At 36.6% G+C, this 322-nt stretch carries 1 protein-coding gene; it reads right to left on the bottom strand.

Annotated elements, in window-relative coordinates:
- Positions 1–320: LytS/YhcK type 5TM receptor domain-containing protein (locus ACTJK5_RS23160; RefSeq protein WP_440613340.1), on the bottom strand; the 320-nt coding region annotated here is incomplete at its 3' end.
- Positions 321–322: the final 2 nt, after the last annotated feature.

Genomic DNA, 322 nt, shown 5'->3' with positions numbered 1-322 from the left:
TAACGGTGAATACCAGCAATTGATCCTACCCCAATTCCGACGATAGGACCACCAAGCAATCCACTAATTCCAACACCCATAATACGTGTATTCGCAATGGTACTCGATGATGAAACACCTTGTAACCAATTTTCATTCATAATCGTATTTCCTGCTATTTCAATCCCAGTGTAATTGCTTACAATTGTAAATACCGAAAAAATACAAATAAGCTTCAGCTTATCTACATAGCCATCCTGTTTATGAAGGAGGCGTCTGAAAGTTTTAATATGAGAGAGTAAAAATCCTAAAATAACTATAAGTCCGACTCGTTCAATCATCA

It is taken from the genome of Agrobacterium sp. 22094, assembly GCF_052046015.1.
In the GTDB taxonomy this organism is placed as follows: domain Bacteria; phylum Pseudomonadota; class Alphaproteobacteria; order Rhizobiales; family Rhizobiaceae; genus Agrobacterium; species Agrobacterium cavarae.
The sequence above is the reverse complement of the archived record's forward strand: the minus strand, read 5'-3'. Positions and strand labels throughout refer to the sequence as shown.